A 22,246-nucleotide genomic window follows, 5' to 3' on the forward strand; every position below is an offset into this window, starting at 1 on the left:
GCGGCGCGCCGTCTTGTTATCGAGAATGGTTGCGCCGGTGTTATTTCGGCACGTATTCGTGATCGCTGCCGACACCACCGCGGCCCGCTTCCGGCTCGATGTCGATACCGCCAAGACCCGGCAACGGAATGTCGATGTGGGGGACCTCGACCCTGCCGAGCCCGGGAATGTTGACCAGGCTTGGCGTCGTCAGATGCGGCAGGTGCCGGCCTTCGGCGATCAGGTTGTCCTCGATGAGGCGGCCCGGGTTCCCGCTGACGATCTCGGTCATGCTGCGCAACGATTCGCTACCGACGGTGTAGTAATACGAATGGTCGCTGGGATTCAGACCGTCGGCGCCAGGAACTTCGGCGTGAAAGCGGATCGACCCGAAGCTGTCTGCCGCCGGGTCAGAACCCAGTCCTGCCGAGGCACCCACCAGGTTGCCGAGCTCGTCGTTGAGATAGTTCTGCAGTGTCGAGCCCAGCTCGGGCACCCAGCTGATGGGATCGGTGGAGGCTGCACCCACGTAGACGTGTCCGCCTTCGGAAAGGTGGAAATCGGCTGCGCTGCGGGCCAGATCGGTTCCAGGGCAGCCCAGCAAGATCGCGTTGCTGGCGTGCATGCCGCTGTTGGCGAATGCGTCAGCCACCGTGGTGGATCCGTACGAGTGCCCGATCACGGTGATGTTGGCCGGACCGTTGTGGGTAACTGTCAAACCGTTGACATCTGCGGCCAATAGGTTGCCGCCCTGGCGCGCCAACGTCGTGTTGCCGATGTCGGGGTCGCCAAAGCTGTCCGGTGTTTCATAGCCCATCCAGGCGATCACCGACATGCTGTCCGGGTCAGCCAGTCGGGATTGGTCGTAGAGCACGGCGGCGTCGTTGCGCCCTCCGGCCAGCCAACCGGCCTTCACACTGCTACCGGTACCTGGCACGATCACCGCCGTGTTGCGGGCCCAGTCGGGGTTGCCGATGGCGATGGCGGCCTTGCCGCTGCCCTGAAATGCCAGGGGATCATAGGCCCACAACATGACCGGCCGATCGCCGTTGTTCTGGCCGTCCGCGGTCCAGGTACGGTCGTGTTCCAGACCGTTCCTGGTTTGAATCGCGTTGGTGTATCTGGTGATATCGTCTCCGGTCAACCCGTACTTGCCCGGGTCACCGACGAGGGCGCTGGGGTCGACACCGTGGAGCTTGGCCAGGTCCTGCACCCGGTGCAGGTCGTCGTTGAGCACCGCACGGTTGACCGGATCGCGCACGGCCGCCGGAATACCGTTCAGATTCCCCAGCTTTTGCGGGTGCGCAGCGATGAGCCGTTCCTTGTCCTCCTGAGTTAACGAGTTCCACCAGTGTTCGACGTCTTGGGCACTTGCGCCGTCCGGCGGCAGTTGCGGCATCTCCAGGCGCGCCGTCTTGCCCTGGCCGGCAGTGAGCGGAAAGTCATCGGAGATGGCGTTGAGTTGCTGTGCGGCCCGGGCGAATTCGTGCATGGCATCGCGGATCACGCCACCGGCCTCGCCCAGTCTGATCTGGCCGGCGGCCAGCAGTGCCTGTTGACCCGCGGGTGTATTCGCCAGCCCGCTGAGACTGAACTTGTCGGCCTGCCAGGCCGCAATGACTGCGTCGAGCTGCTTGCGCGCGTGGGTAAGGGTCTGCCCGGCAGCGGTGATGACGGGAAACGCGTTTACCTGCTGGGTGTACAGGCGCTTGCGCTGGCCGTCCAGGTCGGCGCTGCTGATCTGGGCCGCGTCGGACAGATCGCCGGTCCATGGGGGCCAGGGCGGCGGCTCTGCCGGCAGATTAGGGACGCGCGGAGCCACCGGATCACCGGATCCCAGCAAAGCTTTCAACGCCGCCAGAGCGGCATCGATGGAAGTCCCCACTTTGCCAACCTAACCAAGCCCCGCAGCAGCGACAAGGCAGGTAATGTTGGGGAAGCGTTTATGGTGCGAATCAGGGGGCGCGAAGGCATATGACGCAAGCAATGTCCATGGACCCGGCCAAAGTGACGGCCTTCGGCGATGCAAATGACAGCCTCGCGGCCGAGGTGATGACAGCATGCGAACCCGATCCGGCACTGGTGGCCTCGATCCCGGCGTACGGGGCGGCCGGCGCGGTCTTCAGCGTTGCCCTCAGCCAGTACCTGGCAAAGCTGCAGATGAGCGGTGAGCAACTCGCGCAGCGCTACCACACCCATGCAGCAGCGATCCGCGTGGCGGCCCAGGCGGTCGTTACCACCGACCTCAACAACGCCCAACGCGTCCCCCACCGGTAGTCGCTAACGAATCGGCAACAACGGGCTGCTCACTGTGTGGCGCTGCCCTCCCGGTGCTCGCGCCGCTGTTAGGTTGCTTGCCTGCGCCAGAACCCCAGCCGATACTTGGCGCTCCGTTAGCGAGGTGGTCCCATGGCTCTGGCCGACTGGGTGTCCAAGATCGTCGCCTACTTTCGAGCCGGCTACCCCAGCGGCATGCCCCTCACGGGCTATGTGCCCATTGTCGCCCTGTCCCGGCGCCGCTTGGCCGACGCCGAAATCGTCAGTGTCACAGAGCAACTCATTGCGCAAGGCTGCTGGGTGATAGGCAACGCCGATGTCGGGGTCGCCATCAGCCGGTTGACGCAGGAAATGCCCGCCCTGGACGACATCGAACGTGTTCACGATCGCCTCGACACGCTCGGGTGCACACGCGGTCGTCGATGTTAGGCATTGATCGGGCGCATTCGTAAGTCTAGACTTACGGTTCGTGCCCACTTACCAAGGTACGGGTGCGGCGTGGCAGGCCCTGGCTGACGGGACTCGGCGGGCCATTATGGAACGTTTGGCGCATGGGCCGTTGGCGGTCGGCGAATTGGCGCGCGAGCTGCCTGTCAGCCGACCCGCAGTGTCTCAGCATCTGAAGGTGCTCAAGTCCGCGGGGCTCGTCTGCGATCGTTCAGCCGGCACGCGGCGCGTCTACCAGCTTGACCCGGCGGGCCTTCAGGCATTGCGGGCCGATCTCGACCGGTTCTGGACACAAGCGCTGAGCGCCTACGCACAGATCATCGATACAGAAGGAGACGGCGCATGACACAACTACAACCCGAAGCAATCCGGCACCACATTGTGGTCAACGCCCCCATCGAACGCGCCTTCGCCGTATTCACAGCTCGCTTCGGCGATTTCAAGCCTCGCGAACACAATCTGCTCGCAGCGCCGATCGCCGAGACGATATTCGAATGCCACCCCGGGGGGTACATCTACGACCGCGGCGTGGACGGCAGCGTGTGCCGGTGGGCACGCGTCCTGGTTTATGAACCACCGAGTCGAGTCGTGTTCACCTGGGACATCGGCCCAACCTGGCAACCCGAAACCGATCTATCCAAGACCAGTGAAGTCGAAGTCCGCTTCACCGCGGAATCCGCCGACACGACACGCCTCGACCTCGAACACCGCCATCTCCACCGGCACGGCCCGGGCTGGGAGTCCGTTGCCAAGGGTGTCGACAACCAGGCCGGGTGGCCGCTCTACCTACGCCGCTACGCCGACCTGTTCGGCGCCGAGGTGCGACCATGAGCCCGCCAGATTCGACACCGGGAACCACGATGGAGATGGCCCGTACCGAGCGGGCCGAACTCGCGGAATTTCTGTCGACCCTGACTCCGCAGCAGTGGGAGGCCCCCAGCCTCTGCGCCGGATGGAGTGTCAAAGACGTTGTCGCCCACATGTTCAGCTATGAAGAGCTGGACACCAAAGGGCTGGTCATGCGGTTTTTGAAAGGACGCGTAGTGCGGGCCAACGAGGTCGGCGTTGCCGAGTTCGCCGGGCTGAGCCCGCAACAGCTGCTTGATTACGTGGATAAGCATCTCCAACCCCGCGGCCTCACCGCGGGTTTCGGTGGCACGATCGCATTGGTCGACGGCGTGGTCCACCACCAAGACATCCGGCGCGCGCTCGGCCAGCCTCGCACCATCCCCGCCGAACGACTCAAACGCGTTCTCGGGGTGGTACCGGGTAACCCCCGGTTAGGGGCCGGCCGACGCATACGGGGATTGCGACTGCGCGCAACCGACATCGACTGGACACACGGCAAGGGGCCCGAGGTGACCGGCACGGGCGAGGCCCTCCTCATGGCGATGACCGGTAGGCCGGCGGCGATCGACGACCTGTCCGGTCCCGGAAAGCCAACGCTGGCAAAGCGAATCACGTAGCGGACCTTACTCCGGCAGGAAATCGCGAGGTGAGACCCCGAACAGCCGGGCAAGCTCCCAGACCACGTCGAGCCTGGGCGCCGCCTCGCCGTGGTAGTAGCGGTACATCTGCGTTTGGGAGACCGGCAGGTCCGGCGCCTGTTCTTTGAGCAGCTTCTGCAAACGCAGGGGGGTCAACCGGCGCACCCGCGCACTGGCATCGAGCGTGCGAACGTTGGTGGTCGCGGCCAATTCCTGTAAGCGCTGGGCGAAATACGTCGTGGCCGGATGTGGCGGGTCCACCCGCGACCCGTCGTGCAACCGGTAACGCTCGGCTCCATCAGTCATGGCCGACAACCTCGCTCCCGCATGGTCTTCGGGCTCCCCTGCATCCCATTCCCCCATCACTTGTGCGGCATCTATTCGCGCCCCCGCCATCGAACCCGGCGTTCCGGATTGGCCTGTGTCGTGTCGGACTGCCCGTCGGCCGGCGCCGCGGGTGGATCCTGCGGCAGCGTGAACTGGCGGCGTGGCCGCTGCGGGCGTGGCTCGGTCTGCTCAGGTTGAGTACCCGACTCGGATCGTGGGACGCGCGTAACACGTTGTGGCCCAGCAATATTACGCTGTCGCGAAGGCCCGCCGGCAGCGGCCAGCGCCCCGGTCTGCGCGGCTGCCTCCGGTGGTGCGGGCGTGCGGACCGGCGCCGGTTCAGGAGTTTGCGGTTGCGGTTGGCGGGCCGTGCGGGTCAAGGTGGGCTCGGTGGAAACCGAGCGGCGCGGAATGGCTTCGGGCTCACCGTGTGCCAGGTAGCGGTCTTCTTCGCGGCTTCGGATAATGCGCACCAGCTCGGGCTCAGCGGATCCGACGCTGATCTGCAAGGCCTGGCCGTCGACCTCGACCATCGTGACATCGGCGCCACCGACTGCCGGTGCGGCGGGCTCGAGCAGGCGCATCACCGTGCGCGCCGGAACGGTCGTAACCGGGCGTCCGTCGAAAACGGCGATGTCACAAGCGAATGCGCCCGCGGTGGCATAGAACAACCGTGACGTGTCCCCCACCGCGGCCACCAAGTTGTCCCAGTGCGGACGCGAATTGGTGTGAATGCCAACGACCGCGCCCGTCACGATCGCCCGCAATACCAGCTGGTGTGCCAGCGCGACGCTGACCTTCGCGTCGATCCGGCGCCGCTGCGGCTGGCCGCTTTGGTCCCACATCGCCAGGGCAACCATCGTGCCGTCGTCAGATTGGCCCAGGAGTTGCCCCGATGGCCCCACCGGGATACGGAGTTCACTGGGTTGCGAAACACTGATTGAAGGCAGCGCGACTTCGAGACTGCGGTCGCCGGCCGGAATTGGGGCCATCAGCATCAGTCGTTGCACACCGGTGGGCAGCGCGAGGTTCGACCCGGCCAGCGGCCGGTAGGCCTTACCGTGGGTCACATATCGCACCACCGACCCAACTTTGACCGTGCCGGTGCCCATGCCCGACAGCCGAAGCATGACGACCGCATCTTCGGTGCGCCATGACCACCAGCGGTCCAGTTGTTCGGCGCTGAGGGTGGCCGGGTCTCCCACGTAGCTGCTGATGTAGTTGGGACCGGATTCCACTGTGCCCCAACGTTCCCGGTTGCCCGTGGGCCCGATGGGTTGGAGCAGAATCGCGCCGAGATCGTCGAGTTCGGTTGCGGACAGCGCATATGCGCGAATCCGTTCCTGCTGCAAGCGCTGCACCACGCGATGGGTGGCCGACACCAAAGCCTTGGGTGCTGCACTACCCGAGGGCCCGCGGGTGACGATGTCAGCCAGGTTGTCCTTGGCGTCCAGGCGCAGGATGAGCCAGGTACGTCGCTGCCCGACTATCGGTCGCGGACCGACGATTTCGGAGTACACGGTGCGATAGGCCGATCCCGACGGCACATGGCGTCCCGCCGACACGATGTCGATATCGAGGTTGAGATCGTAGTGGCGCATCAGCGACACCACCAGACCCAATGGCAGCGCACTGTCGGTGACCGCGCGGCCGCCGGCTTCGTGAGTCAGCGCCGGCGCGGGAACGATCTCCACAGCCGACACCACGCTGTAGCCGTCCCACCGCACACCGGCACTACCGGCGATGGCATTGACGTCGGTGGCTGTCGGCAATTCGCCGACCAGCGGGCGGTTGCGGCGCCGCCAGAACGCCAGCACCACCGCGATCCACTCGACCAGCAGCACCCGGCCCCGGATCGGCACGAACAATGCCACGAACGCTGCCAGCGCGATGAGCGCCGACGACCATACGAGTAGCCCGTCGCCGTGCGGCCCGGTCGTGGTGGGCACCAGGGCGCAGATCACGAGGGTGAACACCAGCGCCGAGGGCAGGCCGAAGCGCAGCCACCCGGTGCGGTGCGCCTGCACCCGGGCGCGCCGGCTCATCGCGGCCGCCCCGGCCGGCGCACACCGGTCGCCGCGACCAGCACGCCAACGACAACGAGCACCGCCACAACGGTTCCCATCACGATGGCCGCGCCGTACTTGGGCTTGAGGTCGGGGGGGCGAGGTGGCGGCGGCACGGCCAATTGAGCCGCCTGAACCGTCGCGGCGGGCCGGCCCTCAATCGGCATCTCATACGTCAGAGCCGCTACCGGGTCGATCATTCCGCGCCCGACCACGTTGTCCACCCCGCGCGCCGGCGCGTGGGCGGTGGTGATGATGCGGGTAATGACCTGGTGGGCCGTCAGCGTCGGGAAGCGCGACCGCAGCAGGGCGGCCAGGCCCGACACGTAGGCCGCTGCGAACGAGGTCCCGGCGATGGGCACCAGCGGCCCTTCGCTGCCGGGTACTCCGTTGATGACGGTCTCCCCGGCAGAGCTCAGCGACACGATGCCCGAGCCCGGTGCCGCCACGTCTACCCAGGGACCCGACATCGAGTTCTGCGCCCGCACTCCGTCCGGCGATACGAATCCCACCGAGAGTACCTGGTCGTCGAACCACGACGGCGTCGAAATCGACGTCACACCACCCCAATTGCGGGGGTCCTCGGGATGGGCGGGATCGACATCCGGGTTGGCGCGGCAGTTGTTCTGTTGACCGGCCCCGGCGTCGACGCCGTTGATGTTGCCCGCCGCGGCGACCACGACCGCGTCCTTGACGTCGACGGCGTATTTCAGCGCCCCGCCCAAAGTTGCCTGATCGATCGGGGTGGTGGCTTTCACGCAGGACACCACGGACACGTTGATCACCCGCGCACCGAGGTTGGCGGCGTGCACGATCGCGCGCGCCAGCGTGCGGATGTCGCCGGCGGTGCGCGACGCGGTGGGATCGTCAGGGTTGGCCGAGCCGGTTTCGGGAATGTAGGCGGCCGAGGTCTGCCGGATCGCCAGAATCTGTGCGTTGGGTGCCACACCGACCAGTCCGTCGGTGGAAGCCGGTGCGGCGCCGATGATTCCGGCCACGATGGTGCCGTGCCCGTCGCAGTCGTCGAAGCCGTTGCCGGCTGGGTCGACGTAGTCGCCGCCGGGGATCATGCCCGGCAGCCGGGGCTGCGGCCGCACGCCGGTATCGATGACGGCCACCACCACGCCGGCTCCGGTGGAGAACGTGTGCGCCTTATCCAGCTGCAGCGACACCGACGGCGGCGGTGGCTTGGACAGATCGGAATTGGGTAGCACGCCGCCGACGACGCAGGCGCCGTTCTTGCGCATGGACACGTCGGGGCTGGGCGGACCGTCCGGCGGGGCGGCACCGATATCGGGATTCGGTGGGTTCACCGCGACGGCGACGCCGGCCGGCGTCACCGCAACGAGAGCCGCGACGGTGACCAGCAGTGCCAGCCCGCGCGCCAACGTGAGAGTTCTCATTGCGTCAGAACAGATTACGCAGGGCTGCGAAGGTGCCGGTTATCCAGACCACCAACGGCGGCCCGGCCAAAATGAGGAGGAATTCCAGGTTTTCGGTGCGGCGCGCGGTCAACTCGGAGACCTTGGCTCCGGGCAGCCGCAACGCCGCCAGCGCCGCCAGCAGGACGGCGAGGGCGGTCCCAGCCACGACGCTGAGCTGGGCCACCGGATTGGGTGTCCCCAGCACCACCGTGATGGCCAGCCCGGCGGCAACGGCAAACGCGCCAAGGAAAAACGTGACCGCCTGCAGACGGTCGGTCAACGAGCGGCCACGCAGCCCCAGCACCAGCGTGGTGATGATCGCCAGGGCGACTTCGCCGTAGAAGTAGTGGGTTTGCGGGTGCACGGCGGCCACCGCCCCGACGGCGGTGGTGATCACCGCCGCAATGAACAGGCCCGTCAGGTATTTGTTGGAAGCCCTTGAGCGCCGCTCCAATTGGGCGTCTTCGCTTTCGGCCAGCGCCACCGATCGGACCCCGCTGGGGTCATCGAACACCTCGACCACCAGCGCCGCTTCCTCGAGTTCGCTGCGGTCGATGTCCTCCCCCGGCGGCGGCAAGCTCGGAGGCCGCACCCGCGCCAAACCCAATGCCAGCGCCTGAGCGCAGCTGATCAGAACCGCACCGACGAGCACGGCTACCGCCGCGATCTGGCGTCCGTCGAAGCCGGTGTAAACGCGGACCGCGGCGGCGATGGCGCCGGCAACGGACAGGGTGATCACCGCGGTATGGGCGGTGACGCCAAGCCCGGTCAACCACAACACAATCAGCGATACACCACCGACGGTGAAGATGCCGGCGCAAATGTTGGCTGCCGTCCAGTGCCCGGCGACACCGTCATAGGCGGGCACGGCCACCCAACCCGCGGCCAGCGCCAGCGGCAGCGCGGCCAGCCCCAGCATGTAGCTGATCTGGGACGCCCCACGTCGTGCGGCGATGACCGCGCCCGTCACCGTGATCAAAGTCAGCGCCGCGCTCGGCGGCAGCCACCACACGATGCTCGAATTCGCCCACCACGCCCCGATGCTAAGCACCGCCAGCAGCACCGAGCCGGCGATCAACGCAACCAGGCCCAGTGTCCGTGCGGTGGCGGCGCTGAACGACGCGAACTTGGCCGCGTTGAATTCGGCCATGGCATCGGCCGAGTCCTCGATGATCGGCCGGAATACCTCGTTGGAGTGCACCTCCCGCAGGATCAGCCGGGCACCGTCGAGCACACCGGCGTCGGCCAGCGTCGTCGTGCGCGGAAACGCCGTCGCGCCCTCTGCGGCCAGCGAGTAGACCGCCGCGCGATCGAAATCGATTGTCAGGCCTTCATTGCGGAGTGTCTCCACCAGGAATGGCACCAGCCCTTCCATCACTACCGACAACGGCGCGTGCGCCGACACCGATGTGTCGACGAAGTAGTTCCCGACATGGATGCACAGCCGCAGCTGCTCGGGCACCGCGGCCACCGGCCCGTTCCCAGAGCCGCGGTCTGGGGCCGGCTCGGCCGGCAGCGGGGCGGCGGGCAATACGACTGACATCGGTTGTCCCTCTTCCGATTAGCTCAAGCTGGTACCGAGACGGGCGGTTGCGGGACGGTGAAGTCGTCGGCCAGCATGGCCGCAAGTTCTTCGAAGGCCCGCAGTGTCTTCTTGCGCAGTTTGGCCAGGTCCACGGCCAGACCCTCGTCGAGGTGCTTGTCGAACGGAATGCGGTGAATCTTGAGTTGCTGTCGCCGCAGCACGGTCAACAGCGAATTCATGTTGACCCGCGTATTGGCGGTGGACTCGTTGACCACCAGCACCGTGCGGGCCAGCAGGCCCTCGAAGCCATGGAAGCGCAGCCAGTCGATGGCGTTGCCGGCGGCCACCGCCCCCTGTGGCGATGCCTGGACCAGCAGCGCCACCGCATCCGACTTAGACAGCACCTCGCGCACCAACGGCGAGTGCAAGTTGGTGTCCCCGTCCCACAGCAGCAAACTGTAGTAATGCGAGGCGATTTCGTGGACGTCGCGGATGTCCTCGGGTTCGAGTACCCGGTCGTCGTCGGCGCGCCAGCCGTTGGCCAGTACTTGCAGGTCGGTGTCGGTGGTCGACAGGAACCGCATGACGAAGTCGCGCTGGGTGAGATCTTCTTCCTGGATCAGATCGACCATCGACAGGTTCTCGGGGTGCGGCGCGGTGCGCATCGGCAGATCCCCGGAGGACGGGTCGGCGTCGACGGCCATGACCCCGTCGCCGCGGACTGAGGCGAACACCTGCCCCAGCGCCGAGGTCACCGTGGTCTTGCCGGCGCCGCCCTTAAGGGTCAGGACCGCAATGGAATACATCTTCTGCTTGCTGGCCCGGATGCGGCGCAGCACGTCGCGGTGCGCCTGTTCCTTAGCGCTCGGCGGCAGCGTCAAGCCCAGGTTGTTGAGCGCTCCGCGTACGCCGGTGTTGGCCCGCGGGGAACGCTCTTCGGTGGCAACTTGGATGAGTTCCTGACGAATACCTGTGGCAGCGGCCTGAATTGGGGCCGCCGGACGGCGGTATTGATCGTTGTCGGGCGCGGCATCGGGCCGGGGCCCGGGCGCGGGGACCTGCATGCGGGTGTCGACGGCCGCGTTCCTTGGGGGTGCGGGGTGCTGCGCGATCGGGCCGGACGGCGGACCCCACTGCGACGGCTGGTGTTGCGGATTGCCCCACAAGGCACCGGGAGGCGGCGGCGGAATTCGCTGGGCCACCGTCTCGCGCTGCCCGGGCGGCGGAGCCGCCGCGGTCAGCGGCCCCGGCGGCGGGCCCGGCAGCGGTGATGGTGGCTGCACCGGCTGATCGACCGGGACCAGCGACGGCGGTGGCGCACTGTCTTGGCCGTCCTGCACCTGGGACTCATCTGGTCTGGCCAGCTGATGTCGTCCATTCGCAATCTCGAGATCGTCACTCACCAGGACTTATCCTCCTTGTTAGCTGCGCGAGCATACCCCTCATCAGTTCGACCTCGAAGTCGCAGCGAACCAATTCTTAGCCGGAGTCAATTCAACTAAATCGGCCATCGCGGCACGAAACCGCGCGTACGTGCCGGGCCCGAATGTCACATAGAACTGACTGCCTTGACGCCGTACCGCCGATACGACCCTGCCCGCAGCCGTGTCGGCCACACCGACACCGGCCGGCGCCTGGAACGAGGTGATCCCCCGGTCTTGCCGGATGACGAGTTCGGCGCGCTGGCCCGAATACGTCGACATGTCATTGAGGATCTTTGCCGACGCCGCATCCACCCCGTGGTCGCGCAGCCACCGCAGGTTTTTGCCGGGCTCCCCCGCAGCCAGTTCTTTCACCTCCGCCCAGGGCAACGTCACCGATTCCATGTCCGCGGGCGGCGGGGCGAGCTCCTCCTGGCTGACCCGCATCGCCGCCCATAGTGGCGCGCACAGCACGTCGTCTACCGACTGTCCGTGCGACCACACGCCCTGGATGACCACTTCGTCGTTGCGCCGCAACGCCAGGACGTTGTCTTCTCCGCTGCGGGCCAGGACCGCCCGGCGCATCCGTTCGCCGTCCACCGCCCGCAACGACACGTCGATGTCGGGCCGTTCGAGCACCCGCAGCCACCTCAGTAGCGAGGGCTCCACCGCGCCGTCGATGGACAACAGTCCGCTGCCGACTAGCACCGGGACCGTTTGGTCATCGACCACGGCCTGATCGGCGGCGTAGTAGACGTTGTCGAGCAGGGCCAGCACCGCTGGCAGGCTTTCGATGCCCAGCAGCCGTTTGAGGAACAACGCCCCGTCGACGCTGAGGTGCGCCGCCGCCAGCAGCTGCGATCGCTTTGCCATGCGTTGGGATCCTACCGTCGGGTCCGCGTCCAGATGGCCTGCGCGACTTGGCTTTTGGACAGCTTAGGCTCCGGAGAAGTTCCCGCAGGCCTGGATTTCGGTGCTCTGCATGTCCATGGTGCCCGTGGTGAGAGCGTGGATGACGCGTTGCGTGGCGTGCTCGAGGTTCTCGTTGACCCGGAGAAACGCGTTGTATGCGTCGTCGAATGAACCCTGCGTGGTACCCGTCCAGCTTGCGGCCAGCGCCTGGCGGTGCCCTATGCCGGCCATCTTCAGTGCGATAGCGGTGGCGTGGATCTGGCTCATCTCGCCAATGCACGCGTGCATCGCGGGGTAGTTGTACAGAACATCGGCCATGATGTGTTGCTCCTTCAGACTTGGGGGTGATTACGAGTAGATCGAGCCGCCGGCGTGCAGCACCGCGGAGGCGTTGGTCGCTTCCTGGCCGTCAAACTGGCTGTGCGTGGTGGTCAGACCGGTGGTGATGCTGTCGAGGACCTGGTTGTTCTGGTTTGCCGTCGAGTACAAGTCGGCGAGCACCGATTGCGCGACGCTGCCCATCTGCCCGCGGTTGGCTTGCTCGAAGTTGCCGGCCGCGGTCAGCAGGTGCTGGTTGTTGGTGCGGGTCTCCTCGACGAGGCTCATGAGCCCTTTCGTCTGAGCGAGGTAATTGGCGGTATCCACCGACAAGGGGGCTGACATCAGCATCTCCAATCTTGTGATTCCAGGGGTGTATCGCCATTCCTGCTATCTCCGTGCCAACTGGCATGGCGCACTCCGAATAGCGTTGAGTGCAAGCGTGTGATCATCGGGTCATACCGCCTCTTGCCGTTGTTCGACCAGTTCGCCGGCCGAAACGGTTTGCAGTTCAATAGGTTCGGTGCCCCACACCGGAACGAGTTCGGGCGTCGGCCGGGTCGCCTTCGCCTCCTCCTCGTCGTCGCCCCGGTTGTGCAGAGCGTGCAGCGGGGCGATGCCGGAAGTCAGCGGCCGGCCGGTCATCGGCGGTTCGCCCACCGCCGACGCCGGCAACGCGCTGTCCCAGCCGCTGGGGAAGCGGAAGCCGGTCGAGGCGGCCGAGAGACCGCCGAGGCTGGGGACCCGCACCGCGGCCGTCATCGCCGGGACGCCGATGTTGCTGCCGGCCAGCCGGTCCAGTGTCGGCGACGACGGCTGGGTGTCGAAGAAGCCGGGAGAATCGACGCGATGCTCCGGGTTCACCTGCGACATCAGGTTGCCGATTTGGGAGCCGAACTGCTGGACCTGTTGCAGGGGCTGCGTGACCAGTTGCATCGCCTGTTGGGGAATCTGCGCCGCCTGCGACACCCCCTGGGCAAGCTGCTGTGGCACCTGCTGCATCAGCTGATTGCCCATTTTGTCGGCCATGTTCTGCTGCCGGGATTGGGCGTCGCGGTAGCGGTCCAGGGCGTCGCGGGGATCGGCTTGCTGCGCGGCGCCTCTGGCCCATTGGGCTGCCGCGGTGCCTACCGATGCGCCTTGGCCGAACGTCTGGGCCATCAACTGCGCGGTCGACTCGGCCTTGGCCGCTGCCAGCATTAGGGTGTCCCCCGCGCGCTCGGCCGCGACGACGGCTTGTTCGATCACCGGCGGGAGGACGGGCATTCCCACCACGATCGGAACCGCCGGCACGAAGGCCTCGAATGTGGTGTTAGCCATGCTGGCCGCCAGGTAGGTCTCCTGCACGGTGATGTCCTGAATGGTCATCTCGACGTACTGACCCTCCCGGACACCGATCGGAATCGTGTTGATGCCAAGGAAATTGGTGGCGTGCAAGATCGCGGTGGTGACCCGGTTGTCGACGATCTCAACCATTTGGGCCATGGTGGCGTAGGCCGTGGCGAAAGCAGCTGCCTGATCGGCAGTTCGGGCGGCGGATGCAACCAGCTGCACCTGCACCACGCGCAGCCAGACGACATAGCGCGTCACCGCCGAAAGCACCGCCAGCGCCGTCGGCGACTGCCAGGCGTTCATCAGCCAGGCCAGGTGTGCCTCGAGTCGGTCGGCGGCCGCTTCGTAGGCCGCCGCAGCGGCGGTGAACGACGCAGAAGCGTCCAGCATGGGGCCGGCGCCGGCGCCCGACATCAGTCGGCCGGTGATTACCTCAGGCGGAGCGGCGACCATCAGCGGGTCTAAGCCAGCATTGCGGCATTGCCGTCATCGACCACTTCGTAGCCGAGGCCGGTAATCCCCAAGGTGCCCGCATAGTGCCCGAGCAGGAAAGTGCCTTGTGCGGCGGTGGCAAGAAACTCCGCGGTGTGCACGCTGGTGTTCACCGACGCCAGTGCTGACGCCTCGTCGGCCCCTGCGGGCACCGGAGCGATGCCGGCCGGTGCAGCACCAGCAACCACCGATGCCGTGGTGGCAGCGTTGCTGACCACGTCTACGACCCCAGCCAGCAAAGCCTCTGTCTCAACTTGAGTAATCACCAGCAAACCCCCTCGCCCCTCAGCGCATCGACTGTTATTACACAGCTTAGCGGCGATTTTTACCCCTGGTGGTAAATATTGCCTTCTTGATGCTGGCAGCCGCAACTCACCTCGCTGCGCAGCGCTGTTGCTCTGCGGTTGAGCGGTAACCCACTCAAATCAATTAGCTAACATATGTTGAATAACTTAGCTAACGCGTGTTGAATAGCGTCGGCTGACGCATGTTGAATAACCGCCGCGCGCCACGAACGCGAGCCTGTACTTAGCGCGCAAAAGTGCGAGTGGGCGGCACGGTAACGACAGCCTCGCGGAATCCTAGTCCTCGAAGTCGGTGTCCCGGCTCTCCCGAACGCCGGACCACGCGGCCTGAATGCGGTTCTTGCGCCCTAGCGACGCCTCGAGATACCGCGCGCGCCCCGGGAAGGGGAACCGCTCGAACTTCGTCTCACCGATCTGGCCGTCGAACTTGTCGGCCGACAGCAACACCGTGGGCGCGCGATCCTGCAGCATCCGTTTGATCAGCGGGTCCCGATTGCTCGCCAGGTAGAGCTCCTCGGAGCCGCGGGCGATGACGAAGTGGAAGCCCCGGGCCAACGGCTCGTTCTGCAGCCAGGGCGCCATCGCGTGCAAGACGGGTTTCTCTATGGCGCGCGGGTCCACGATCAGGTGGTAGTCGTCGACGACGAAGAAGATCTCCGGCCCGCTCCACCAGGCGCGCGCGGCGCGGGTCTCGGCGTCCAAATCCGGGGGCACGCTGCGGGATGCCAAATTCAGCTCGTGATAAAGCGCCTCGTTGACACCCTGGATGTCTTCTTCTCGATGAACGTGGCCGAACACGTTCTTCATATCGACCCTGCCCAGGTGGCGCCGCCGCGGATCGATCAGGACGATCACCGCATCGTCCTTGGTGGCGAAACGACGGCCGATGCTGTCGCAGACGGTGCCGATGAGCTCGCTCTTGCCGCTCTTCGCCTCGCCGAGGATCAGCAGGTGCGGTTCCCGGTACATCTCTGCGTATGCGGGTCCCAGCGTGTCCTCCCGCACGCCCAGTGCGATCCGCAGCCGGCGCTTGTCGGCCAGCTGAACCTGGCGCGGGTCGGCGGCCGCGGCTTCGTCGGCGGCACCGACCATGGCGGCCAACTGATCTCGGGTCAGCGAAGTCGGCAGAGTCTTGAGTCGTTCGGCTCCGCGGGCCTCGAACCGCTCGGCGACCATCTGCACCAGCGCGGTCATCCCGGACGGGACGGTGGCGGGCTCGGCGATGGAATCCACCCGCGGCAGACTGACCAGGCCCTGCAATTGCGAGTCGGTGGTGATCGCGTGGCCGGGGGCTTTGCGGCGCTGCTTGGCCAACTGAGAACCCACCCGGGACAGCTCCGTTTCATTGTGCAGCTCGACGACGGTGTTCAGGTTCGGCTCGATACCGCGCATCTCGACCACTCGCGCCGTGGTGAGCACGAAGTGCAGCCCGTAGTTGCGGGCACCGACGATCAGCGCCTCGACTTCGCCGCCGCGGAACTGCAACACCTGGTCCTGGGCGACCGCGGCATCCCATCCGTCGATGATGACGAAGACGTCGCCGTACGGATCCTGTTCCAGGAACGGGCAATCGGGGTCGGTGCGCGCCTGCCGATACTCGTCGATCGTAATGCGGTTCTCCCGGAACAGCCGCTCGCGGGCCGTCAACAGGGTGCCCATCTGCATCAAGATCCGGTTGATCGCATCTGGATCGGCGCGCGTCACCACCGCCCCCACGTGGGGCAGATCGGCGAGCGGACTCAAGCCGCCACCGGCGTAATCGACGATGTACATCTGGATCTGCTCCGGAGTATTGGCGAGCGCCAGCGAACACACCAGAGACTTGACGGCGGTGGACTTGCCTGCGCCGCTGCCGCCGAGAATGAGCAGATTCTTCTCGGCGTCCAGCAGCCATTCGGGCTGTTCGTGTCTGAGCGGATTGTCGAACATCCCGAACGGCACCACAAGATTGGCGATCGTCTCGTTCGTCGGAACCTGCCAATCCCGCAGCCGCGGTTCGATGATGTCCAGCGTGGTGGCCTCCAACGGGGGCAGCCACATCCGATACGGCGGCGGGAAGCTGGCGCTCTTCAAGCGGCCGATCATCGTAGTGAACACGGTTGGCGCGCTCTCGATTTCCTCTTCGGTGTGCTCCGGCTCGACGAACTCCGGCTCAGCCAGACCGACGTCGGGCAGCGGCTGGGGGGCGGCGGTGAAGGCTCGCGGTTCCACCAGATTGGGGTCCGTGGTGCTACCGATGCCGCGGTGACCGTTTGAGCCCGCCGTCGGGACTACCGGCGGGAAGTACGCCGCGCCGGTCCAGCCGGCGTAGAAGCTGATCAGATCCCCGCCGGTGGGGCGCAGCACTCCGTGCCCGGGGCTGCCCGAGAGCCGGTAGGCCGCATCCGAACCGTCAAGCAGCGCACGCGAATCCGACGCGGTTTGGGTCTTGAGTCCGATCTTGTAGCCGATGTTGGTTTCCAGACCACTGGCACGCCCGGAATTGTCGAGGTTCTGCGACGCGTAGAGCAGGTGCAGGGCCACCGATCGCCCGACCCGGCCGATGCGCCGGAACAGCTCTCCGTAGTCGGGGTGCATCTGCAGCAGCTCGGCCCATTCGTCGATCACGATGAAAAGCGATGGCAACGGGGGCAAGTCGACCCCGCGCTCTCGTAGCTTCTCGTAGTCGCGCAGATCCTTGACGTCGTAGCGCGCGTTGAGTTCCTTGGCCTCGCGGAAGATGCGGTAGCGGCGGTCGATCTCGCCGTTGATCATCTCCTTCATCCGCGACACCAGGTGAGCCTCCTGCTCCATGTTGGTGATCACCGCGCTCACGTGCGGCAGCTCATCGAGACCGTTAAAAGTGGCGCCGCCCTTGAAGTCGACGAGCAGCCAGTTGAGCACATCCGGAGAATGGGTGACACAGCCGTTGATCACCAGGTTGCGCAGGAATTCCGACTTTCCCGAACCAGTAGTGCCCAACAGCTGTCCGTGTGGCCCGGTGCCGCCTTCGGCGGCCTGCTTGATGTCCAGTTCGAGACGGTCGCCGTTCTGCAGGAACCCGATCGGGATCTTCAGCCGCCGCTTGTCGTCGTAGCGGTTGATGACCGACCACAAGTCCAGTGGGTCCAAGGTGCCCGGGTCGCGTACCCGCATCAGCGTCTGCCAGTCCCGGCCGCGTTCGGCTTGCTTAGCCTGGCGGCCCATGTTGGCCAGGGTGGCGACTTCGTAGCGGGCCAACTGCCGGCCAACGGTCCGCGCGTCGATCAACGAAACATTGTCGGCGACGGCGACTTTCACCGGAGTGGCCAGCGGCCGATCCGCCTCGCTGCGCCACACGCTGCCGTCGGGATCGCAGCGCAATGTAATGCCTTCTTCGGCGTTGAGGGCGTTCTCGGGTGGGCCGATGAGCAGCCAGGTTACGCCGGCGCGGGGGGCGATCACCGAGTCGACGAGTTTGTCGGTGACGGCAGAATCCACCACCACCAGCACGTGGCGGTAGTTGTCGGTGCTGAATTCCGGGTCGGGGTTGAAGTTCATCGTGAAGTCGATGACTTTGTTGGGGTCGTCGGGGTCGGCGTCGTCGCCGCCGAGACTGGCCTGCAGGGTGGACCAGTCGCGGTACATCATCCGGGCGCTGCCCAGCCGATCCAGCTCATAGGGATGCTGGGTGTGGGGCAGCCACTTCATCCAGCTCCACTCCGGCGCATCGGGGTTGTCGGTGAGCACCACCATGGCCAGGTTGTCGGGGCCGTGCGTAACCGCCGCCTGCAACAGCATTGACCGGACCATGCCCAGCGTCGTGTCGCGGTCGCCGGTGAAGCCGATAACCGGAAAGCGGGCCGCCGTCACCACCACGGGCATCGACGACACGGTGGAGTGGTGGCGCAGGAAGCGCACCGTGGACACCCAGCTGACCGGTTCTAGGAACTCCCCCGGCGGCGCTTCGGGCGCGACGATGCGCGCGGCCAACTCGACGTCGCCCAGTCCGTAGCGCAGCGCGGTGAACCCGTCACCGGTCGGCACCACTTCCCACATCCGTTCGCCGCCAATGCGACTGGCCAGCATCTGCGGGTCTGGGTAGGAGCTTTGCAGCCCGGCGTGCATGCTCAGGCCACGGTCGAATACCTTCTCCCGGATCATTCCCAGCCCGCGGGTGGCGGCCTTGCGGTCCTCGAGTACCTGGGCGCGCGAAGTGCCGGTGCCGCCGCGCTGACCGAACGCCATGCCGCCCACTCCCCCGAGCATCATCAGCGGGAAGAGGATCATCAGCGGGCTGAAGGCGCGCCCCGATCGGATCATCAACGCGACCATGCCGACGATGAGAACGATCAGCAGAATGGGCAGACCGACCGTGCGGATTCGCGAGGCCGGCTCGCCCTGCTCGATCTCTTTAGGTGGCGGAACCTCGATTTCATCGCGGATGATCCGGGGCGGCGGCACCGGGTTGGCCGGTCGCAAGAAGCTGATGCGCACTACTTCATCTCCTTGTCATCGATCTTGGAGACCACCCGATCTGCGGGCACGCCGTCGTGTTTGATTCGCGCGTCGCGCTGCGAGAGCGTCGGCCCCGGAGCGAACAGCGAGACCACCACCCACGGCGCAGGCACCGGGTGGCGCAGATTCAGCGCCGACAGCGTCGTGTCCCCGCTTTTGGAGTCGGTGGTGTCCAGGCCGAACCGCACCCCATTGTCGGCGACCCAGAAGTAACTTTCCCGATTCTTGGAATCGGTTGCCGCACCGGTGATCTGAACGAATCGTCCGCCGCCTGAGGGCATATAGACCCGATCGGCGGTCATCCCTTTCGAACTGGCCGCCGAGACCAGCGGCGTCAGCGCGGCGTTCTGTTTGTCGGTCAAGGGCAGCGTCCGGCCCACCATGACCTCGGTGCGGGCGGTCGGTTCCTCACCGATGCGCGACCACGACCAGCAGGTCACCGGTTCGTGGGCAGCCGACACCAACTGGACTTGGGCGGCTGGATAGTAGGACACCTCGAGTTGGTGAGATTTGGGCAGCGACGCCAACTCGTCGGGCCCGATTTCCACCGGCTTGGTGCCCACCTGGGTGTTGGCGGCCCGGATCATGGTTGCGGGCACCAGCCCGACTTCCTGCACACCGTCGGACAACGCCACGTAATACTTTGTGCCGCCAGATAATTCACGTACGTTCAGGATGGTTCCGACGGTCAGCGCGCGGTTGACCGGGAACTTGGGCGGGGCGCCGACTTCGGCGATAGGTGGCGCCACCAACGGTGGCTCGGCCGGGATCGCATTGAACAAGCCCTGCGAGATCGGCAGGATCAGGTCGTTCGCCCGCAGCCCGAGCGCGTCGGCAACGACCGAATTGGTGAGTTCGACGGTAGAGCGGACCACTTCGCCGTCGGGGCGCGCATAGATCAGCCAGGTTCGCTTGTCGTAGCTGACCAATCGGGCCTGGTTATCCGAAAGCTTATTGATGTCATTGCTTTTGGCGAGCTTCCCACCGATCGCGGTGGTGGTGACGGGCGACATCGCCGTCGTCGGCAGACCCGACACCGGGTCCAACGGGACTGCTGCGCCGGTCATGGTCGTGTCACATACCGTCCAGATCGACGATGGGTCGGTGCTGTCGCGGATGTCGGTGGGCGCCCCGACGATGCCAACCAGTGAGCCGTGCGGATATTTCGCGATCTCGGCACCGCTGGCCCGCACCGGATTTTCGGGAGAACCCAGGATGAGCCGGGCGGAGGTGAGATTGGTGACCGGGTCCAGCCGAGGACCGATACGGACATACATCGCGCCGGTGTCGCGGTCGACCACGATGCGCGCGTTGCTGACCAGCCCGGCCGGCGAGAACAGGCCCCAAACGATGGTTCCGACGGCCAGGATGACCGCCAGCAACAGGCCAAGGATCAGCGGAGCGGCCTGGGCCCGCTGCGGATCGTCGATCATTCGGGTGTCGCGACGGACCAGCGCGTGCGCCATTCGCCGGTAGAGAAAGCGCAGACCGGAGACCTGATACTTCGCTGTCATCCGGAATCCGCGCCGGCGCCGCCGGTGCTCAGGCCCTGCTAACTCTGCCATTACCCCCAACCCCCATTACTTCATTCGAACGAAATCCGTTGAGTGGCACAGACTTCACGGAACGCTTCGTCGACGTCGCTGGGCTCCAGCGTTACCAGCGCCTCTTTGGTGGGCGCCGCCCCGGACGTGTTGAGGCGATAGTCGCGGTATTCGGCGGCCTTTTCGGTGATGGTGCGGACGAAGCGGGCATTGCCGGCTTTGTCCAGGGCGGGAACCATCCGGGGCCGTCCGTCGGAGTCGGTGTCGGCGATTTGGATCTCGGCCAGCTTGGATAGGTGGCCCAGCAACAGATCCTGGGCCGGCGCCGAATACAGCGCGTCTTCTTCGATGGCGATCAAATCGGCGATCTTGACCAGATCCGCGGGGCTGTAGGACTCGAACCTGATCCGGGTGGTGAACCGGCCCGCAAGACCTTCGTTCATCGACAGCAGCCGGTCGATGTCCGGTTCGTATCCCGCGATCACGATGGCCAGCTTCTTGTTGGGATCGGCGGCCTTGCGCTCGTTCTCCAGCCGAGCCAACAACGTGTTGACCGCCTCCTCGCCATAGGCATCACCGTCGGAATAGCCACGCGCATAGAGCGAATACGCCTCATCGATGAACAACAAACCACCCAGCGCCTTGTCGAGGACGGCGTTGGTCTTCTGCGCGGTCTTACCCAGGTATTCGTCGACGAACTGCGGGCGTGATGCCTCGATGACGTCGGGTCTCGCAATCAGGCCGAGCCCGAAGAATAGCTTCGCCAGTACTCGCGCCATCGTGGTCTTGCCGGTGCCCGGCGGCCCGACGAAGACGTAGGACAGCGCCAACTCCTTCTTGCTGCCCACACCCATCTCGGCGCGCTTTTGATCCATCGCCACTTTGGCTTCCAGGCGCCGGATCTGGTTCTTGACGCCTTCCATGCCAATCTGCTTGCCCAGCAATGCCATTGCTTCTTGGCGCACCGCGTCTCGGCTGCGGTCACGTTCCGCGGTTTCCAGCGCGGCAGCGGTTTCGCCGGACTCGGGGTCCCAGATGTCGGTGCGGGTAGCCAATGATTCGGCCGTGACGAGGTCGACCACCTTGTCCGGGTCGGCGATGGCGGCGTCGACCTCCGGTGAGGCGATCCAGGCTTTGAGTTCGCGAAACGCCGTCATCGCCTCTTCGCGCTGACCTTGTGCGCGCAGCGCATAGCCACGGGCCAGGCGGAGTTTGGCGTGCATATCCGTTGGCAGGCCTTGTGATTCGAGACCGCTTTCGGCAAAGCGCTGCGCCTCCACCGGATTTCCCATGCCGATCAGCGCCCAGACCTTCCAGACCAGCATTCCGGCGTTGAGGAACTTGACCAGGTCCGGGCGATCCGAGCGCCACTGCTGCGAGTTTTCGAAACTGAGCACATCCGGCCAGCGCCGCGCCAAACCAAGCAAACCCAGGCGCACGTAGTCGAGCATGTCGAGCTCGAAGGCCGTCGAGGTAGAGCGGCGCAGCTGACGCTCGACGACCTCGTTGGCCGCGCTTAGGCGCGGCGGGTTACTTTCGGCCAGCGCGACGGCATAGGCAATGGCGAGATCAGAGTCCCCGTTGAGCGGCAGCCGCAAGGCGATGGTGCCCAGGGTCAGGGTTATCTGGACGCCCAACTGGTCGACCCGCATCTGCGCGTGCCGAAGTGCGGCGCCGAGGTTGCCGCGGTTGTTGTAGGCGCCGGCAGTGACCTCCACGGTTTGCTCACCGGCGGCCATCCGGCCCAGCCAGGCGTCGCACATGGTCGGGTCGCCCTCGGTCGCGTGCGCGAAGGCCGCCCGGGCCTGCTGCGTCTCACGGTTACGCAGGTGCCGCAGCCCGATCGTGAACACGTCGAGCGGCCGGGCGACACCTGTGGACATACCTCACCAATCCTCTGTCCGATCCTTTGCT

Annotated in this window: 19 protein-coding genes; 5 read left to right on the forward strand and 14 right to left on the reverse strand. The window is 65.9% G+C overall.

Annotation, left to right across the window (positions count from 1 at the left end; all coding sequences use genetic code 11):
• Positions 1-40: 40 nt before the first annotated feature.
• Positions 41-1,864, reverse strand: coding sequence for an alpha/beta hydrolase (locus AWC27_RS27195; protein WP_245847545.1), 1,824 nt, complete (start codon positions 1,862-1,864; stop codon positions 41-43).
• An 89-nt stretch (positions 1,865-1,953) separates the two neighbouring features.
• Here AWC27_RS27195 and AWC27_RS27200 point away from each other — a divergent pair, with 89 nt between their 5' ends.
• From AWC27_RS27200 to AWC27_RS27220, 5 genes are all read left to right on the forward strand, one after another.
• Complete coding sequence (locus AWC27_RS27200) at positions 1,954-2,256, forward strand: type VII secretion target (RefSeq protein ID WP_085673670.1); 303 nt, start codon at positions 1,954-1,956, stop codon at positions 2,254-2,256.
• A gap of 132 nt (positions 2,257-2,388) precedes the next feature.
• Entirely contained in the window at positions 2,389-2,685 is a 297-nt protein-coding gene (locus AWC27_RS27205) for a DUF3349 domain-containing protein (RefSeq protein ID WP_085673671.1), read from the forward strand.
• Between the two features lie 40 nt (positions 2,686-2,725).
• Positions 2,726-3,049 (forward strand): ArsR/SmtB family transcription factor, encoded by a 324-nt coding sequence (locus tag AWC27_RS27210; protein ID WP_083113261.1) that lies wholly within the window; start codon positions 2,726-2,728, stop codon positions 3,047-3,049.
• Positions 3,046-3,534 carry an SRPBCC family protein gene (locus tag AWC27_RS27215; protein WP_085673673.1) on the forward strand — a complete coding sequence of 163 codons (489 nt, stop codon included), beginning with the start codon at positions 3,046-3,048 and terminating at the stop codon, positions 3,532-3,534. The genes AWC27_RS27210 and AWC27_RS27215 overlap by 4 nt, the downstream gene beginning before the upstream one ends.
• A complete protein-coding gene (locus AWC27_RS27220; protein WP_085673675.1) occupies positions 3,531-4,169 on the forward strand; it encodes a maleylpyruvate isomerase family mycothiol-dependent enzyme in 639 nt (212 codons plus the stop codon). The genes AWC27_RS27215 and AWC27_RS27220 overlap by 4 nt, the downstream gene beginning before the upstream one ends.
• Before the next feature lie 6 nt (positions 4,170-4,175).
• Here AWC27_RS27220 and AWC27_RS30620 read toward each other — a convergent pair whose 3' ends face one another.
• From AWC27_RS30620 to AWC27_RS27285, 13 genes are all read right to left on the reverse strand, one after another.
• Positions 4,176-4,496 (reverse strand): helix-turn-helix domain-containing protein, encoded by a 321-nt coding sequence (locus tag AWC27_RS30620; protein ID WP_139837246.1) that lies wholly within the window; start codon positions 4,494-4,496, stop codon positions 4,176-4,178.
• A 71-nt stretch (positions 4,497-4,567) separates the two neighbouring features.
• Positions 4,568-6,562, reverse strand: coding sequence for a type VII secretion protein EccE (gene eccE / locus AWC27_RS27230; protein ID WP_085673677.1), 1,995 nt, complete (start codon positions 6,560-6,562; stop codon positions 4,568-4,570).
• Positions 6,559-7,986 (reverse strand): type VII secretion-associated serine protease mycosin, encoded by a 1,428-nt coding sequence (gene mycP, locus AWC27_RS27235; protein WP_139837247.1) that lies wholly within the window; start codon positions 7,984-7,986, stop codon positions 6,559-6,561. The genes eccE and mycP overlap by 4 nt, the downstream gene beginning before the upstream one ends.
• A gap of 4 nt (positions 7,987-7,990) precedes the next feature.
• Positions 7,991-9,550 (reverse strand): type VII secretion integral membrane protein EccD, encoded by a 1,560-nt coding sequence (gene eccD / locus AWC27_RS27240; protein WP_085673679.1) that lies wholly within the window; start codon positions 9,548-9,550, stop codon positions 7,991-7,993.
• A 23-nt stretch (positions 9,551-9,573) separates the two neighbouring features.
• Entirely contained in the window at positions 9,574-10,935 is a 1,362-nt protein-coding gene (locus AWC27_RS27245; protein WP_085673681.1) for a CpaE/TadZ family protein, read from the reverse strand.
• A 42-nt stretch (positions 10,936-10,977) separates the two neighbouring features.
• Entirely contained in the window at positions 10,978-11,826 is an 849-nt protein-coding gene (locus AWC27_RS27250; RefSeq protein ID WP_085673683.1) for an ESX secretion-associated protein EspG, read from the reverse strand.
• 63 nt (positions 11,827-11,889) lie between these two features.
• Positions 11,890-12,183, reverse strand: a complete 294-nt coding sequence (locus AWC27_RS27255; protein WP_083113268.1) for a WXG100 family type VII secretion target — start codon at positions 12,181-12,183, stop codon at positions 11,890-11,892.
• Positions 12,184-12,213: 30 nt separating this feature from the next.
• A complete protein-coding gene (locus AWC27_RS27260; protein ID WP_139801623.1) occupies positions 12,214-12,528 on the reverse strand; it encodes a hypothetical protein in 315 nt (104 codons plus the stop codon).
• Positions 12,529-12,639: 111 nt separating this feature from the next.
• On the reverse strand, positions 12,640-13,968 hold the full coding sequence (locus AWC27_RS27265; protein WP_085673685.1) for a PPE family protein: 1,329 nt from the start codon (positions 13,966-13,968) through the stop codon (positions 12,640-12,642).
• 8 nt (positions 13,969-13,976) lie between these two features.
• Positions 13,977-14,273, reverse strand: a complete 297-nt coding sequence (locus tag AWC27_RS27270) for a PE domain-containing protein (protein ID WP_169726873.1) — start codon at positions 14,271-14,273, stop codon at positions 13,977-13,979.
• Between the two features lie 315 nt (positions 14,274-14,588).
• Entirely contained in the window at positions 14,589-18,767 is a 4,179-nt protein-coding gene (eccCa, locus tag AWC27_RS27275) for a type VII secretion protein EccCa (protein ID WP_085673689.1), read from the reverse strand.
• On the reverse strand, positions 18,767-20,302 hold the full coding sequence (eccB, locus tag AWC27_RS27280; protein ID WP_169726874.1) for a type VII secretion protein EccB: 1,536 nt from the start codon (positions 20,300-20,302) through the stop codon (positions 18,767-18,769). Before eccB ends, eccCa begins: the two co-directional genes overlap by 1 nt.
• 71 nt (positions 20,303-20,373) lie before the next feature.
• Entirely contained in the window at positions 20,374-22,215 is a 1,842-nt protein-coding gene (locus AWC27_RS27285; protein ID WP_085673693.1) for an AAA family ATPase, read from the reverse strand.
• Positions 22,216-22,246 lie beyond the last annotated feature (31 nt).

The organism is Mycobacterium szulgai (assembly GCF_002116635.1).
GTDB lineage: Bacteria > Actinomycetota > Actinomycetes > Mycobacteriales > Mycobacteriaceae > Mycobacterium > Mycobacterium szulgai.